This window comes from Nocardiopsis sp. LOL_012 (genome assembly GCF_048060475.1).
GTDB lineage: Bacteria > Actinomycetota > Actinomycetes > Streptosporangiales > Streptosporangiaceae > Nocardiopsis.
The window spans coordinates 1-15,789 of record NZ_JBHMIV010000055.1; the positions used below are offsets into that span (position 1 = coordinate 1).

17 protein-coding genes are annotated in these 15,789 nt (G+C 70.1%); 8 read left to right on the forward strand and 9 right to left on the reverse strand.

The annotated features are described in order from the left end of the window. Positions 1 to 11 precede the first annotated feature (11 nt). On the forward strand, positions 12 to 146 hold the full coding sequence (locus ACFHWE_RS22740) for an ArsR family transcriptional regulator (RefSeq protein ID WP_416603924.1): 135 nt from the start codon (positions 12 to 14) through the stop codon (positions 144 to 146). A 2-nt stretch (positions 147 to 148) separates the two neighbouring features. Here the strand turns inward: ACFHWE_RS22740 and ACFHWE_RS22745 are convergent, their stop codons facing one another. Further along, complete coding sequence (locus ACFHWE_RS22745; RefSeq protein ID WP_416603909.1) at positions 149 to 730, reverse strand: hypothetical protein; 582 nt, start codon at positions 728 to 730, stop codon at positions 149 to 151. Between the two features lie 283 nt (positions 731 to 1,013). Next, entirely contained in the window at positions 1,014 to 1,673 is a 660-nt protein-coding gene (locus ACFHWE_RS22750) for a recombinase family protein (RefSeq protein ID WP_416603910.1), read from the reverse strand. Positions 1,674 to 1,877: 204 nt separating this feature from the next. On the opposite strand from ACFHWE_RS22750, the gene ACFHWE_RS22755 reads away from it, so the two are divergent. Further along, a complete protein-coding gene (locus ACFHWE_RS22755) occupies positions 1,878 to 2,204 on the forward strand; it encodes a thioredoxin family protein (protein WP_416603911.1) in 327 nt (108 codons plus the stop codon). Positions 2,205 to 2,912: 708 nt separating this feature from the next. Here the strand turns inward: ACFHWE_RS22755 and ACFHWE_RS22760 are convergent. From ACFHWE_RS22760 to ACFHWE_RS22770, 3 genes are all read right to left on the reverse strand, one after another. Further along, a complete protein-coding gene (locus tag ACFHWE_RS22760) occupies positions 2,913 to 3,338 on the reverse strand; it encodes a VOC family protein (RefSeq protein WP_416603925.1) in 426 nt (141 codons plus the stop codon). 166 nt (positions 3,339 to 3,504) lie between these two features. Beyond that, positions 3,505 to 4,329: a phosphotransferase gene (locus ACFHWE_RS22765; protein ID WP_416603912.1), complete on the reverse strand. Its 825-nt coding sequence runs from the start codon at positions 4,327 to 4,329 to the stop codon at positions 3,505 to 3,507. Positions 4,330 to 4,397: 68 nt separating this feature from the next. After that, the gene (locus tag ACFHWE_RS22770) at positions 4,398 to 4,787 is read right to left on the reverse strand and encodes a RidA family protein (protein WP_416603913.1); all 390 of its coding nucleotides are present in this window, start codon (positions 4,785 to 4,787) and stop codon (positions 4,398 to 4,400) included. Between the two features lie 82 nt (positions 4,788 to 4,869). Here ACFHWE_RS22770 and ACFHWE_RS22775 point away from each other — a divergent pair, with 82 nt between their 5' ends. Continuing rightward, entirely contained in the window at positions 4,870 to 5,232 is a 363-nt protein-coding gene (locus ACFHWE_RS22775; RefSeq protein WP_416603914.1) for a winged helix-turn-helix transcriptional regulator, read from the forward strand. Between the two features lie 9 nt (positions 5,233 to 5,241). On the opposite strand, the gene ACFHWE_RS22780 is transcribed toward ACFHWE_RS22775, so the two are convergent. Next, a complete protein-coding gene (locus ACFHWE_RS22780) occupies positions 5,242 to 6,552 on the reverse strand; it encodes a DUF2637 domain-containing protein (RefSeq protein ID WP_416603915.1) in 1,311 nt (436 codons plus the stop codon). 139 nt (positions 6,553 to 6,691) lie between these two features. Between ACFHWE_RS22780 and ACFHWE_RS22785 the strand changes: the two genes are divergently transcribed. The 3 genes from ACFHWE_RS22785 to ACFHWE_RS22795 all read left to right on the forward strand — a co-directional run bounded on the left by ACFHWE_RS22785 (position 6,692) and on the right by ACFHWE_RS22795 (position 9,998). Next, positions 6,692 to 7,150 (forward strand): helix-turn-helix transcriptional regulator, encoded by a 459-nt coding sequence (locus tag ACFHWE_RS22785; RefSeq protein ID WP_416603916.1) that lies wholly within the window; start codon positions 6,692 to 6,694, stop codon positions 7,148 to 7,150. Positions 7,151 to 7,155: 5 nt separating this feature from the next. After that, positions 7,156 to 7,566: a VOC family protein gene (locus tag ACFHWE_RS22790; RefSeq protein ID WP_416603917.1), complete on the forward strand. Its 411-nt coding sequence runs from the start codon at positions 7,156 to 7,158 to the stop codon at positions 7,564 to 7,566. A gap of 71 nt (positions 7,567 to 7,637) precedes the next feature. Next, a complete protein-coding gene (locus tag ACFHWE_RS22795) occupies positions 7,638 to 9,998 on the forward strand; it encodes an ATP-binding cassette domain-containing protein (protein WP_416603918.1) in 2,361 nt (786 codons plus the stop codon). Between the two features lie 13 nt (positions 9,999 to 10,011). Here the strand turns inward: ACFHWE_RS22795 and ACFHWE_RS22800 are convergent, their stop codons facing one another. Beyond that, on the reverse strand, positions 10,012 to 10,635 hold the full coding sequence (locus ACFHWE_RS22800) for a maleylpyruvate isomerase N-terminal domain-containing protein (protein WP_416603919.1): 624 nt from the start codon (positions 10,633 to 10,635) through the stop codon (positions 10,012 to 10,014). A gap of 163 nt (positions 10,636 to 10,798) precedes the next feature. On the opposite strand from ACFHWE_RS22800, the gene ACFHWE_RS22805 reads away from it, so the two are divergent. Together ACFHWE_RS22805 and ACFHWE_RS22810 are read left to right on the forward strand one after the other, a co-directional pair. Beyond that, positions 10,799 to 11,425, forward strand: a complete 627-nt coding sequence (locus ACFHWE_RS22805) for a TetR/AcrR family transcriptional regulator (protein ID WP_416603920.1) — start codon at positions 10,799 to 10,801, stop codon at positions 11,423 to 11,425. A 28-nt stretch (positions 11,426 to 11,453) separates the two neighbouring features. Then, positions 11,454 to 13,901, forward strand: coding sequence for an MMPL family transporter (locus ACFHWE_RS22810; RefSeq protein ID WP_416603921.1), 2,448 nt, complete (start codon positions 11,454 to 11,456; stop codon positions 13,899 to 13,901). A 56-nt stretch (positions 13,902 to 13,957) separates the two neighbouring features. On the opposite strand, the gene ACFHWE_RS22815 is transcribed toward ACFHWE_RS22810, so the two are convergent. Both ACFHWE_RS22815 and ACFHWE_RS22820 read right to left on the reverse strand, forming a co-directional pair. Continuing rightward, positions 13,958 to 14,827, reverse strand: coding sequence for a transglutaminase-like domain-containing protein (locus ACFHWE_RS22815; protein ID WP_416603922.1), 870 nt, complete (start codon positions 14,825 to 14,827; stop codon positions 13,958 to 13,960). Then, positions 14,814 to 15,680, reverse strand: a complete 867-nt coding sequence (locus ACFHWE_RS22820; RefSeq protein WP_416603923.1) for a MerR family transcriptional regulator — start codon at positions 15,678 to 15,680, stop codon at positions 14,814 to 14,816. Before ACFHWE_RS22820 ends, ACFHWE_RS22815 begins: the two co-directional genes overlap by 14 nt. Positions 15,681 to 15,789: the final 109 nt, after the last annotated feature.

Here is a 15,789-nt window from a genome sequence, read left to right on the forward strand (position 1 = left end):
CGGCCCGCGACATGCTCCCCAACCCCGAGTACTCGGTGACCTCCATCGCCAAGCTGCTCGGGATCAGCCCGGGGACGCTGTACAACCACATCCCCGACCTGAAGGAACTACGGTCGGAGGCGACACGGCGTGCTGTGGGCGGGTGAGCCTAGTCGGCCAAGTCTTCCAGCAGGCTCAGGTATCGGTCCACCGAGTCTTGTTCCAGTTCTCCCTCAATCGCTTGGACCTGGTGGAGAGCGACCCTCTCGACTTCGTTCGCATCAAGCAGATCGAAGACCGCAGGCCCACCCGTAGAGATCTCCAGCCGCCCGTCCGGCAAGCTCGCCAGCCCCCGACCTTTCCCACGGCCACCGCCGAATGTGCTTCGCCCCTCCTTCGGAACGGCATAGCCATCCTGGAATTCGGCTTCCACCAGGTGTTCCAAGGCGTTACGAAGACTGGCCAGGGTCTTGTCTCTGGCGACACCGTCTCGCTTGCGCAGTTGACCTAGGCGAATACGCCACTGCTCAAGCTGATGTGCCGCCCAGACCAGGGTGTGTTCCTCGGCCCAGAGCGCCCTGAAGGCCCGGTCGACGTCCTCCTCGCTAGGACTCCAGTCCTCCATCCGCTCGTAGTTCCTGGCATCCACATGGAACTTCTCGCGAGCTTCATTGACTCGTTCGACCTGCCTGATCACTGCCTCGGCCCACGTGCGGACGAACAGGACCGCGTGTTCCTGCGTCTCTTGCATGCCCAGACGCTATCGAGTCCGGTCTGCTCCGCAGATCACTGACACTTTCGTGCTCGCACCACTGACAGTTCGGGGTTCTGGCACTGATCTTGTGGTTTGCTCACGAAGAGTCATGGAGACCTGTGTTTCTGGTCCACGTCCGCGCTTCGGAAGGTGGATGAAGTACTCCTGCGACTACTCCGTCTGAGTCACGGACCGTGACGCTCCACAAGATCAGTGCCAGAACCCAGTTCGGTTGACATCCGCATGCTCGTCGACAGCAGGGCGGCGCTTCGGCGGCGCGCTAACGCCACTGGCCGTTCGGTTGCTGCTCAAGCCCCGCCACGGCCAGGACTGCGAAAAGCATCGAGCCCATGCCGTTGGGGTCGTAGACGCCGGTGAGCGGTCCGGTGAGGAGTTCGAGCTGGACGTCGTCGGTCTGGAGCTGGGCAGAGAGCGCCATCAGTTCGGCGGCGTTGCGGGCCAAACGCTTGAGCTCGTGGACGGTCAGGACTACCACCTGGTCGGGGGCGGCCTGCTTGATGTCGCGCGCCAAGGCCAGAGCCGCCTCGAGTTCGGGGCGGACCTTGACGCGGGTGCTGATCTTCTCGGAGAAGATCCGCTTGCAGTGCGCCGCCTCCAGGGCTTCGAGCTGGCTGGCCAGTTCCTGCTGGGCGGTCGAGCAGCAGGCGTAGCCGATCCGGATCGGCGCCCCAGAAGCCTCGGCGGCTGGTGCGTGCTCGAGCGCCGGCCCCTGCTTCCATGGCTTGCCAGGGCCCCGGGTCCCGGGAACGCCGACCTCAAGTTCCTCGCGCAGCGCGGGCACGAGGATGAACCGGGCCGTGTGGTACCTGCTCGCGGTCTTGCCACCGCGGGTGCGGCACGCGCTTCCCGCCGGGGCTTCGCACTTGGGGCAGTCGTGGCGCTCGACCGCGCTCGCGGCCTGATCGGGGGTCAGCTCCATGACAGGAGTCTCTCAGAACCCCTTCTCAGAAAACCAAGGTTCTGAGAGGAGTTCTGCGAACGACCACCTAGGCAAACCGGGACCACACCGGGGGCCTCTCTGACCTCTCACAACCGGTCGTTTGTGAGAGAGCCCCGCACGCCCTACCATTACCCTGGGTAGTCAATTGTTTTCTTTTTGTCAGAATGAGTGAGGTGCCCGAGCATGTCCGTCACCCCGATCACGAACATCACCGAGTTCCGGCAGATCATCGAGGGCGACAAGCCGACCCTCATCGACTTCTGGGCCGTCTGGAGCAGCCCGTGCAGGTTGATCAGGCCGAAGTTCGAGGACCTCTCCAACAAGCCGGACAACGCCGGGATCGGGTACTACTCCGTCGACGTCGACGACCAGGGAGACATCGCACAGGAGGTGGGCGTCAGGGCCATGCCGACCTTCATGCTCTTCCAGAAGGGGCAGAAGGTCGGCGAAGTGGTCGGGGCCAATCCCGAGGGCCTGAACTCGCTCGTGGAGGAGGGCAAGACCCTCTGACGGAGGCGAACCAAGTAAGCCCGAAAGGGGTAACGGCCCCGCCTGACCCCGCCACACCATGAAGCCCCGCGCCCCGGAACCCCGGGGTGCGGGGCTTTTCTCGTGTCCGGGCGCTCAGCGCCCGTGAAGTCCGGGAGCGGTAAGCCAAGAAGAAGGGGGACGGACGGAGTACCGGACGAATGTGGCATGGGCCAGAACGCATGGCCCCCGGGATGCCCAGAATCGGCCCGTCACCGAACCGAAGCGGAGGTCAGGCCGCTAACGGGAATTTCTTCGGCGATCCTCCTCGCCCCCCGTACGGTCGCGGACACCGAGGAAGTCGGTGGCCAGGCCGTCCGGATCGTCGAGGACGTGCACACGTACTTCCCCGTGTCGGTGCCGTGTGCTGTCGGTAGGCAGGGACAGGCTACGCCGACACGGGCCGGGCTGTGCGGCTCTCACTTGTTTCGTTTGGTTTGTAACGTTACTTAATAACGTAATAAGCCAAAGCCCAACGCAAATACGCCACGAAAGCTCCGGATCCTGGCCTCCGATAAGCGGGCCTTATAAGGTGTTACAACATGTAATGATACACAAAGGGGAGGGGGTGCCCCCTGTTTCGTTGGCACCCGCCGGCCCCCTCCCCCCGGGCCACCGAAAACGCGACGGGTACAGCTTCGGCTGTACCCAAGGGTTCGCGTCCACGGAAGGCCCGGGGCCCGCGGCCCCTCAGCCGAGCTGCTCGGCCAGTCCCACGATGATTCCCTCGGGACCGCGGACGTAGCAGAGCCGGTAGCTGTCCCCGTACCGCGCCACTTCGCCGACGAGCCGCGCGCCGCGGGTGCGCAGGCGGGCCACGGTGTCCTCGACGTCGTCGACGGCGAACATGACACGGCGCAGGCCCAGCGTGTTGGCCGGGGCCTCACCGGGCTCGGCGGCGACCGCCTCGGGGGTGTGGAACATCGCCAGCTCCACCCGGCCGTGGCCGTCGGGGGTACGCAGCATCGCGATCTCCTGCCGCACCCCCTCGATCCCGATGACCCGCTCCACCCAGGACCCCTCCACCGGTGCCCTGCCCTCCAGCTCCAGACCGAGCTCGACGAAGAACGCGATCGCCGCATCCAGATCCTCGACCACAACGAGCACGTTGTCCATCCGCTGGACCGCCATACCCCGTGCCCCCTTCCCCTTCTCACGCCTGTACCGGACGCCTCGACGCTACAGCCGGCCACCGACGAACACCCGGCTTTTCCGGCCTGGACCGGTGGCCGCAGCAAACACCCCGGGCCCGTCCCCACGGCACAGCGGCCGCGCCAGGGCGCTAGCGGCGGCCGGCGAGCCGTCCGGCGATGGCGGGGCCCTCCCGCGCGATCCACGCCCGGGCCCGGGGCATGCGGTCCCTGACACCCTCCTCCCACAGGCGGCGAAACACCGGGTCGCGGTCCGCGGCGGCGCGCGCCCCCGCGTGGAAGCAGCCGATCATCGCCGCCGCCATCGGCACCAGGTCCGCGCGCTGGCCCCCGGTCATGCCGTAGGCGTCGGCGAAGACCGCGACACGGCGGGCCGCGTCCAGGCCGGCGAAGGCCGGGGCGCGGTCGCGCGGGTCCAGCAGCGGCACCCACCAGTACAGGGCGTTGGCGATCTCGGCCAGGCGCGTGGTGGGCCGGGCCAGGTCGAAGTCGATGAGGGCGGCGGGCAGGCCGTGGCGGAAGACCACGTTGCCCGGGCAGTAGTCACGGTGGCCGACCAGTTCGGGACCGCGTCCGAGCGGGTCCAGGACGGCGGCCGACGATCCGGGAAGGGAACCCCAGACCGCATCCGCCGGCACGGCCCAGCCCTGGGCGGCGTCGTGCAGGCACCGCACCAGGCGGGCCAGCGCGACCAGGACCTCCTCCCCCGCCGCCGACGCGGGCAGCGGCTCGCGGGGAACGTCGCCGCTCACGTAGGTGAGCACCTCCCGCCCCCGGCCGTCGGTGCCCAGCGGGACCGGCGCCGCGGTGAACCCCGACCGGTGCAGATGGGCCAGGTAGGCCTGGACCGTGGCGGTGAAGGGCCGCACCGGGCGCCGCACGGTCGCGCCCACCCGCACGATGCCCGGGGTGACACCGTCGCCGACCAGGGGCTTGCCCTCCTGACCGTCGTACACGGGCGGCCTCCTTTCGCACCAAACGGGCCGCGAGCGGCCCCTCCCGTACCTGCCCGCCGCCGCCCCGATCAGTCCAGGACGGCAGTCGCCTCCACCTCCACCAGGACACCAGGCTCGAAGAGGGACTCCACCCCGATCAGCGACGCCGGGGGCAGGGGGAGCGCCATCCCCAGCTCGCCCGCGGCCCGCTCCACACCCTCCATGAGCTCCGCCATCTGCTCGGGCCGCCACCCCGCGACGTAGAACGTCAGGCGCACCACGTCAGCCATACCCGCGCCAGCGCCCGCCAGACCCCTCGCGGTGTTGCGCAGCGCCTGGGCCGTCTGGGCGGCCAGCCCGCCGTCGGCGCCGCCCACCTGGCCGCTGACGTGCACCTGCCGGGTGCCCGTGCCGACCGCCACGTGGTGGTAGGGGACGGGCTGGGCCATACCTTCGGGGGAGAACAGTCGAACGGCCATCACCAGCTCCTTCGGAACCTCGCCTTACAGGTATCCCTTTGATACCTTGTATCCGAAAGTCACTTCAACGGAACCAGGTGTCATGGCCGATACCGCCCCGCCACTGCACATCACCGCCGAGCACCGCGAACTCCTCGCCCACATCCTCGACACATGGTCCATGGAGGTCCTCAACCGCCTGTGCGAGAGCCCCTGCCGCTTCAACCAGCTGCGCCGCGCCATCCCCGCCGTCACACAGAAATCCCTCACCACCACACTGCGAAGACTCGAACGCAACGGCATCGTCGAACGCACCGTCGTCCACACCCGACCCGTAGCGGTCGAATACGCCATCACACCCCTGGGCAAGACCCTGCGCGCACCCGTGGAGGAACTCCTGCGCTGGAGCGCCCGCCACAAGAGCGCCATCGACGAGGCACGCGCACGCTTCGACACCCAGGAGTAGAACGGCCCCTCACCGCTGCGACGCGGGCTGCTCCACCTTGGGCCAACTACTGGTCACCGCCGACACCGACGCCGGATCCGCACCGCCGCCCGCACCCTCCTGCGCCGACAGCTCGTCCCGGTAGCGGCGCGCGGTACGCCGCGAAGCACCAATGGAGGCCGCCAACTCGGCGTCGGTGATCCCCGGCCGCTCACGCACCAGCTCACGCACCCGCTGACGCTTCTCCTCCGGCGACAGCCCCGCCTGCTCCGCCGCGGCCGCCCCGGCAACAGCGCCCCTCTCCCGCTCCCGAGGACGTTCACGGGGCCTCTCGCGGGGCCGCTCCACCTCCCCGGCGGGCTCCCGCACCCGCCGCGCCTGCTCCCGGCGCACCACGGCCCCGCGCTCCTCACCCCGGGGAGCGGCCACCACCTCCGGCTCGGAGCGCCGCGCGGCCGCCACCGCGGGCCGCCCACCCGAGAGCACCGCCACCTCGTCAGCACTCATCGCCACCGCCGACGCCGTCATCGCCCGCGTCAGCTCATAGGCGGTGTCCAGCTCATAGCCGTTGTCGAGCATCCACCGCAGATGCCGCGGCGTACGCCGCCGCCACGCCCGCCCGTACTGCTCACGCAGCATCGCATAGGCCAACTGGCGGCGCTGCTCGCGCTCCAGCGCCTGCGGATACGAACCGATCCCCCACCCCAGCATCAACCGCGCCACCCGCGCCGTCGACACCGGATGGGCCACCCACCGGCCCACCGGGATCCGGTCCGCCGCCTGCCCGTGCGCCAAACCAGCCAGATGCCGCACCCACGCCGCCACACCCTCGGCGATCAGGATGATCACCACCGGCGGCCCCGCGTGCCCCAGATACGACGCCGTCGTCTCCTCACCCTGCGACACGTTCAACACGATCGTGATCGCCGACAGAGTGTAGGCCGCCCACCGGTTCAGCGGATGGCGGCGCCCCTGCCACTCCATCAAAAGGTCCATCGCCAGGAAGTAGACGATCACCGCATCGATCCCGAGCGGGAACAGGAACCGCAGGTCCCCCCCGTTGATCGCCCGCAACTGCGTATCCTTCAGCCACGTGGCCGCCTGGTACAGCGCCGCATAGCTCATGGTGAACGCCACCAGGATCAGCGCCAGCGCCACCACCGCGATCACCGCCGTGGCCACCACGTACCCCCCGGGCAGGGACCTCCCCGCCCCCGGCCCACGGACCGCACCGGGGCGCCGACGGGACCCGGCCCGGCGCATCGCAGCCACCGCCAGGGCCGTGACGGCCACCGCGACCGCAGCGATCACCCACCACACAGGAAGGGGGAAAACGTCCATGGGGGAGCTCCTTCAGAACGAAAGACCCGTACGAGTGTGCCAGAACCACATCACGAACACGGCAAGCCCCCCGAAACCTACCGTTACCCGAACCCGACCACGCCGCAGCGCACCCCGACCGTCCCCACCCCATGGCACGATGGCGCAGGTGAGCACCCGACCCGCCCCCGCGCCGCACCTGGCCGACCTCGCCCGCCTGCGCCGCGTCCGCGACCGCATCGACCGCGACCACGCCCAGCCGCTCAACGTCGAAGACCTCGCCCGCGGCGTCCACATGTCCGCCGGACACCTCAGCCGCCTCTTCCGCCGCGCCTACGGCGAACCCCCCTACGCCTACCTCATGACCCGCCGCGTCGAACGCGCCATGGCCCTGCTGCGCCGCGGCGACCTCACCGTCACCCAGGTGTGCTTCACCGTCGGCTTCACCTCCCTGGGCACCTTCAGCACCCGCTTCACCGAACTGGTCGGCGCCACCCCCAGCGCCTACCGCGACCACGCCGCCCCCACCACCGACGGCATCCCCCCGTGCCTGGCCCACCAGGTCACCCGACCGATCAGGAATCGAGAAGCACCCGCCGCACGGCCCCACCTACGCTGACCGCCATGGACATCACCATCCACGCCAGCTTCCTGCCCCACGACGACCCCGACACCGCCCTGGCCTTCTACCGCGACACCCTCGGCTTCGAAGTCCGCAACGACGTCGGCTACGGAGGCATGCGCTGGCTCACCGTCGGCCCCCCGGACCAACCCGAAACCTCCATCGTCCTCACCCCCGCCGGAGCCGCCCCCGGCACCACCGAAGCCGAACGCCGCACCATCACCGAGATGATGGCCAAGGGCACCTACGCCGGCCTCCTCCTGGCCACCGCCGACCTCGACGCCACCTTCGACACGCTCCAGGCCACCGACGCCGAGATCGTCCAGGAACCCACCGACCAGCCCTACGGCATCCGCGACTGCGCCGTCCGCGACCCCGCCGGCAACCTGATCCGCATCCAGCAACGGTCCTGAACCACGGTCCGGGGGCCGCACCCGCCGCGGCCCCCGGACCGGAAACCACATCCCAGACCACGGAGAACACGATGAGCACGCCCCACCCCGCCGACCGCCACGACCTGATCCGCGTCCACGGCGCCCGCGAGAACAACCTCAAGGACATCAGCGTCGAACTGCCCAAACGCCGCCTGACGGTCTTCACCGGCGTCTCCGGCTCAGGCAAGAGCTCCCTGGTGTTCGCCACCATCGCCGCCGAGTCCCAGCGCATGATCAACGAGACCTACAGCACCTTCGTCCAGGGCTTCATGCCCACCCTGGCCCGCCCCGACGTCGACCTGCTCGACGGCCTGACCACCGCCATCATCGTCGACCAGGAACGCATGGGCGCCGACCCCCGCTCCACCGTCGGCACCGCCACCGACGCCAACGCCATGCTGCGCGTCCTGTTCAGCCGCATCGGCCGACCCCACATCGGCTCCGCCCAGGCCTTCTCCTTCAACGTCGCCTCCATCAGCGGCGCCGGAGCCGTCACCCTCCAGCGCGGCGGCACGACCGTCAAGGAACGCCGCGACTTCCACATCACCGGCGGCATGTGCCCGCGCTGCGAGGGCCGCGGCTCGGTCACCGACTTCGACCACACCCAGCTCTACGACCGCGACAAGTCCCTCAACGAAGGCGCCCTCACCGTCCCCACCTACAGCCCCGACGGCTGGTACGGCCGCATCTTCCGCGGCTGCGGCTACTTCGACCCCGACAAGCCCATCGCCGACTTCACCCCCCGCGAACTCGACGACCTCCTGCACAAGGAACCCACCAAGATCAAGGTCGAGGGCATCAACATCACCTACGAGGGCCTGATCCCCAAGATCACCAAGTCGTTCCTGTCCAAGGACCGCGAAGCCATGCAGCCCCACATCCGCGCCTTCGTGGACCGCGCCATCACCTTCACCGACTGCCCCGACTGCGAGGGCACCCGCCTCAACCCCGCCGCCCGCTCCGCCAAGATCGACGGCATCAGCATCGCCGACGCCTGCGCCATGCAGATCAGCGACCTCGCCGCGTGGGTGCGCGCACTCGACGAACCCTCCGTCGCCCCCCTGCTGGCCAACCTGGCCCGCACCCTGGACTCCTTCGTCGACATCGGCCTGGGCTACCTCTCCCTGGACCGCCCCGCAGGCACCCTCTCCGGCGGCGAGGCCCAGCGCACCAAGATGATCCGCCACCTGGGCTCCTCCCTCACCGACGTCACCTACGTCTTCGACGAACCCACCAGCGGACTGCACCCCCACGACATCCAACGCATGAACGACCTGCTGCGCCAACTGCGCGACAAGGGCAACACCGTCCTGGTCGTCGAACACAAACCCGAGGTCATCACCGCCGCCGACCACATCGTCGACCTGGGCCCCGGCGCCGGAACCGCAGGCGGCACCGTCTGCTTCGAAGGCACCGTCGAAGGACTGCGCGCCAGCACCACCCTCACCGGCCGCCACCTCGACGACCGCGCCGCCCTCAAGGACAAGGTGCGCACCCCCACCGGCACCCTGCCCATCCGCGACGCCCGCACCCACAACCTGCGCGGCGTCGACACCGACATCCCCCGGGGCGTGCTCACCGTCGTCACCGGCGTGGCCGGCTCGGGCAAGAGCTCCCTCATCCACGGCTCGCTCTCGGGCCGCGAAGGCGTCATCACCGTCGACCAGAGCGCCATCCGCGGATCGCGCCGCTCCAACCCCGCCACCTACACCGGGCTGCTCGACCCCGTCCGCAAGGCCTTCGCCAAGGCCAACGGCGTCAAGCCCTCCCTGTTCAGTGCCAACTCCGAAGGCGCCTGCCCCACCTGCAAGGGCGCCGGAGTGCTCTACACCGACCTGGCCATGATGGCCGGCGTGGCCACCCCGTGCGAGGAATGCGAGGGCAGGCGCTTCCAGGCCTCCGTCCTCGAACACCGCCTGGGCGGCCGCGACATCAGCCAGGTCCTGGCCATGTCCGTGGCCCAGGCCCGGGAGTTCTTCGCCGCAGGAGAGGCCCGCACCCCCGCCGCGCACAAGGTCCTCACCCGCCTGTCCGACGTCGGCCTGGGCTACCTCAGGCTCGGCCAGCCCCTGACCACCCTCTCCGGCGGCGAACGCCAACGCATCAAACTCGCCGCGCAGATGGCCGGCCAAGGCGACGTCTACATCCTCGACGAACCCACCACCGGCCTGCACCTGGCCGACGTCGACCAGCTCCTGGGCCTGCTCGACCGCCTCGTCGACTCCGGCGCCACCGTCATCGCCATCGAACACCACCAGGCCGTCATGGCCCACGCCGACCACATCATCGACCTGGGCCCCGGCGCCGGCCACGACGGCGGCCGCATCGTCTTCGAAGGCACCCCCGCCGACCTGGTCGCCTCCCGCGCCACCCTCACCGCCCAGCACCTGGCCGACTACACCGGCGCCTGACCAGCAACACCGATCACCGCTGCCCGCCCAGCACACTGAACCCGGCGGGCAGCGCGGCGCGCCCGGTCAGAGCCCCCAGCACCACACCCAGCCGGTCCCCCGCCAACACCCCGGCCAGCGCCAGCACCGACCGCGCCGCCCCCTCCGGCGGATCGGCCCGCTCCCCCAGCGCCGCACACACATCACCGGTGTGCACCACCAGCTCGAACGTGCGCGTGGGCAGGTACTCGGCCAGCTCCATCACCCCGAACGGTGTCGCCACCAGCGCACCCTCACCCGCCGCCTCCACCACCCCCGGCACCCGCCCGGCCAACTCACGCGCACCCGCGGCCGGATCGGAGCCCAGCGCCGCACCCGCCGCGCGCCCGCGCTCGGCGACCACCTCCGGATCGGACTCCAGAGCGATCCGAAAGTAGTCCGCGGCCGAGGCCACCTCCACCGGCCCCGACGCCCCCAGATAGGACTCCACCGTCGACAGCGCCCGACCGGTGTGCCCGACCAGGTCGCGCACCGACCACGCGCCCAGAGCCGGCTCCTCCCACCGCCCACCGCACCGCCCGACCACCGATGCGTACCAGCGGGCCGCCAACGCGTAGTGTGCGCGCCACTGCGGCCCCGCCTCCCCCAACGTGTTCAACAGAGCACCGCCTCGCCATGCGCAAGAGACCGCCGAAGCCTCCCGGCACGGCGGACCGGACCCGCCCATCATGGCGCACCCGCCCGCGCCCGGCCCAAGTCCTGTGACGCACACCATCCCCCACAGTGTGCACTCAGTGCATTCATGCACATAGTGTCGAAATGTGACCGCTCCGCCCCGCAACGAGGCCCGCCGCACCGCCCTCAAAGAACGCCACCGCCGCGCCATCATCGACGCCGCGGCCGCCCTCATCCACGAACACGGCTCAGGCCGCTTCACCGCCGACCAACTCGCCGCACGCGCCGACGTCGCCCGCCGCACCGTCTTCAACCACTTCCCCTCCACCGCCGACGTCCTCATCGAAGTGTGCGCCGACCGCCTCGACACCCTGGTCACCGACTACCTGGCCCTGACCGCCCACACACCCGCCCACCACCCCACCGCCTTCGACGACCTCGCCGCCGCCCTGCGCCGCACCGACCTCGTCCCCGCCATGGCCTACCTCACCCGCGCCATGGAAGGCACCGCCACCCCCGCACAGGCCCCCCTCATGCCACGGGTATTCACCGCCCTCAGCCAGCGCCTCACCGACGCCATCACCCGCCAACGCCCCCACACCGACCCCCTGGAGACCCAACTCCTCGTCAACACCGTGATCATCGGCGTCAGCACCCTCTACAGCCACTGGGCCCACCAGACCGGCGCCACCGACACCGACCACTCCCGCGCCCTCTGGCACGCCCTGGTCGAACAACTCCTCACCCGCCTCCACCACGGCTTCGGCCACTGACCCCACCCACCCACCACCAAGGACCACCATGGCAACACTGCTCTACCGCCTCGGCCACTGGGCCGCACGGCGGCCCGCCACCGTCATCACCACATGGATCGCCCTCCTGGCCCTGGCCGCCACCGGCTACGTCCTGGGCTCGGGCGCACTGGCCAGCACCTTCACCATCCCCGGCACCCCCACCGCCCAGGTCACCGAACGCCTCGAAGAACAGATGCCCCAGGCCGCCGGAGGCACCGCCAGCATCGTCTTCCAGACCAGCGACGACACCCCCCTCACCGAACAACAGCGACAGGCCATCAGCGACCGCCTCACCCAGGCCGCCGACCTCGACGGCGTCCAGACCACCATCGACCCCTTCACCACCCAGGCCCAACGCACCGCCGAAGCCGACGAACTCACCACCGGCCGCACCGAACTCGACCAGGGCCGCCAACAGATCGAACAGGGCCTCCAAGGCATCCAGGCCCAACGCACCCAAGCCGAAGCCGCCGGCACCCTGCCCGCCCTCCAAGCCGGACTCGACGCCCAACAGGCCGAACTCCAGCAGCAACTCGAAGAACTCGACACCCAGGAACAGCAACTCGACCTGGGCCAGTCCCTCATGGACATGGCCGCCCAGATCCAGACCGTCTCCGACGACGACACCACCGCCGTCGCCTCCGTCGTCTTCACCAACCCCATGCTCGACGTCGCCGAGGACACCAAGCAGAGCGTCGTCGACCTCTTCGACGAACAACCCCTCGACGGCGTCGACACCGACTACTCCTCCGACCTCAGCGCCCCCCTGGGCGGCCTCATCGGCACCGGAGAGATCATCGGCCTCATCGTCGCCGCCGCCGTCCTCATCATCATGCTCGGCACCCTCGCCGGAGCCGGCCTCCCCCTGGCCACCGCCCTCACCGGCGTCGGCATCGGCGCCCTGGGCACCCTCGCCCTCTCCGGCACCGTCGAGATGGTCTCCGTCACCCCCGTCCTGGGCGTCATGCTCGGCCTGGCCGTAGGCATCGACTACAGCCTCTTCATCGTCCACCGCCACCGCCGCCAACTCCTCCGCGGCACCGACGTCCACACCTCCATCGCCCTGGCCAACGGCACCTCCGGCAACGCCGTCGTCTTCGCCGGCACCACCGTCTTCATCGCCCTGCTCGCCCTCAACGTCACCGGCATCCCCTTCCTCGGCCTCATGGGCACCGTCGGCGCCCTGTGCATCGTCATCGCCGTCCTGGTCGCCACCACCCTCACCCCCGCGCTCCTGGGCCTGCTCGGCACCCGCATCCTCAAGCGCAGCGAACGCACCCGCGCCCAAGCCGCCACCCCCGACGACCACACCGCCCCCGCCATGTCCACCCCGGCCGCACTCCTGCGCGTCCTGGTCGCCACCGCCGCCCTCATCGCCGTGGCCGTCCCGGCCCTGGACATGCGCCTGGGCATCCCCGACGGCTCCTCGGAAGAACCCGACACCAGCGCCTACCAGGCCTACACCACCGTCGCCGACAAGTTCGGCCCCGGAACCAACGGCCCGCTCCTACTCGTCGCCGACCTGCCCCCCGCCCAGGACGACACCGAACTCCTCCAGCACCAGGCCGACATCGCCGAACAGATCCACGCCCTCGACGACGTCGTGGCCATCGCCCCCATCGGCACCTCCGACGACCAGACGCTGACCGCCTTCCAGATCCTGCCCGCCGAAGGCCCCACCAGCGCCTCCACCGAACAGCTCGTCCACCAACTGCGCTCCATGTCACCACTGGAGGGCGGCTTCGACATCTCCGTCGCCGGCCAAGCCAGCGGCAAGATCGACATCTCCGACAAACTCGCCGACGCCCTACCCGCCTACCTCGCCGTGGTCATCGGCCTGTCCCTGATCATCATGGTCCTGGTGTTCCGGTCGGTGTTCGTCCCCGTCATCGCCACCGCCGGCTTCATCCTGTCCTTCTTCGCCGCCCTGGGCGGCGTCGTGGCCATCTACCAGTGGGGCTGGCTCTCCGAAGTCTTCGGCGTCCACACCCCCGGACCGATCCTGAACTTCCTGCCCACCATCCTCGTGGGCGTCCTCTTCGGCCTGGCCATGGACTACATGCTCTTCATCGGATCGGGCATGCGCGAGGCCTACACCCACGGCACCCCGGCCCGCGCCGCCGTCGGCCAGGGCCTCAAGGCCGGACGCTCCGTCGTCACCGCCGCCGCCATCATCATGGTCTCCGTCTTCGGCGGGTTCATCTTCTCCCACACCGCCATGATCCGCCCCATCGGCTTCGCCCTGGCCTTCGGCGTCCTCATCGACGCCTTCGTCATCCGCATGTACCTCATCCCCGCACTGATGCACCTGGCAGGCGACAAGGCGTGGTGGCTGCCCCGCTGGCTGGAGCGCCTCCTGCCCGACGTCGACGTCGAGGGCGCCTCACTCCAACACCAGCACCCCGACCAGACCACCCACACCCGCGACGAAGACGACCCCGTCTCCATCCACTGACCCCGCCACACCCCCCGGGCCCGCCGCCCCACCCAGGACGGCGGGCCCGACCGCTCTCACAGCACCACCCGCTCCGACCGGCCCGACGGCGACACGCACTCCACCCACCCCTGCGGACGCAGCCGGCCATCACGCCCGTACCAGGACGCCAACTCCTCCTCAGCGGACCCGCACCCCCCGTCCGCCGCCAACAGCAGCGCCGCCACCTCATCCACCAACCCCAAGTCCCGCCCCGGCCCCATCACCCCCCAGCAGTCCCACAACAGCAACTCCTCACATCGGCGGTGCGCCAACTCCCGCAGCACGTAGTCGGCCACCAGCCACTCCCCCCGCAACGGCAGGTCCGGATCCACCCCGAACCGCTCCACATCCACCCGCCCCGCCCGGTGCGCCGACCACACCGCCGCCGCCGAAGCGAACCACCCGCCGACCCCACCCCACCGCACCGGAACATCCATCGTGTCGAACCCGTACCCGCCCGGCTCCAACTGGGCGTCGGCCACCACCCACCGACCCCCGTCCCACAACTCCACCACCACGTGGTCGCACCAAAAACCCTCACGCAGATACGACGCGAACCCCACCCGGCTGCGCGCCGCGACCCCCTGATGGCGCAGCATCGACACCGCCAGCAGCGTGAAGTCCCGACAGCACCCCACCAGCCGCTCCCGCGGAGCACGCGCCAGCGCCAACGCCCCGCCGCCCCGCCGCTGGTCCAACGCCAGAGCCCGCTCCACCCACCGCGTGTCCACCTCCGCCAACCGCTCCGGAGACCACTCCAGCCCCGACGCCCGGTAGTGCACCACCAGCCCCCGCACCACACGCACCACCTCGGCCACACCGGCACCCACCTCATCGAACAGATGCGCCCACCGCCCGGGATCGCTGTAGGGCGACTGCACCCCGTACCGCTCACACACCGCCATCGGACACCCCCCGAACCGGAAGCGCCACCCGGGCGACCACATCCCCCTCACCCGCACCACCCCAGTGCGGCCCCAACGCCGTATAGACCTCCCGCACCGGACCCGACACCACCATCGACCGCTCCCGCACCCACGAGCGCACCGCCTCATAGCACTCCAGGATCCGCGGATAGTGGCACTCCCGCCGACGCACCGCACACACCGCCTCACCGCGCTCGGGCTCCACACCCACGGCGATGCCCACCTCCGGCTCCACCACCCCCGTGAAAGGCACCGCCACCTCCACCGGAGCCGCCCCGTCCGGCGTCACGCACCCGTGGTACACCAGCCACGTCTCCGGCGACGCGACAGCACCCTGACCGGCCAGATGCCCGCGCAACCACCGGTCGCACTCATGCAGCACCCCCACCAGAGCACCCTGGTCCGCCTCGCGCCGCACCGAGACCACCGTGGCCCGACCGGCCCGGCGCACCCCCACCTCACGAACAGGCCGCCCCCCTCCTCGGCCCGCCCCCAGACACCGACGCAACTCCTCCAGGACCCTCCCGCGCGAGCGCACCTCCTCGCACCGGGCCGCCCACCAGTGCTCCACCCCCTCCACCAGAACCTCCGGCGGCCCCGCCACCAACTCCCCCACCAGCGCCAACGGCACATCCATCGCCCGCATCAGAGCGATCAGCCGCCCCTTTTCCACCTGATCCTCGCCATACCACCGGTACCCGTTGGCCGGATCCACCCCCGCCGGCAGCAACAGCCCCGACAACTCGTACAACCGCAGCGCCTTCACCGACAACCCGCACCGGCGCCCGAACTCACCGCGCGTCACCCGACGCGACCCCACACGACTCTCCATGACGCCAGTCTGTCCCCCGCCCCAAGGGCAGGGTCAAGACCGCCCCCTCCCTCTGTGTCAGGCTCAAGTGGGACACAAGGGGCTAAAGTTCACTAACTAAGACAAGCAG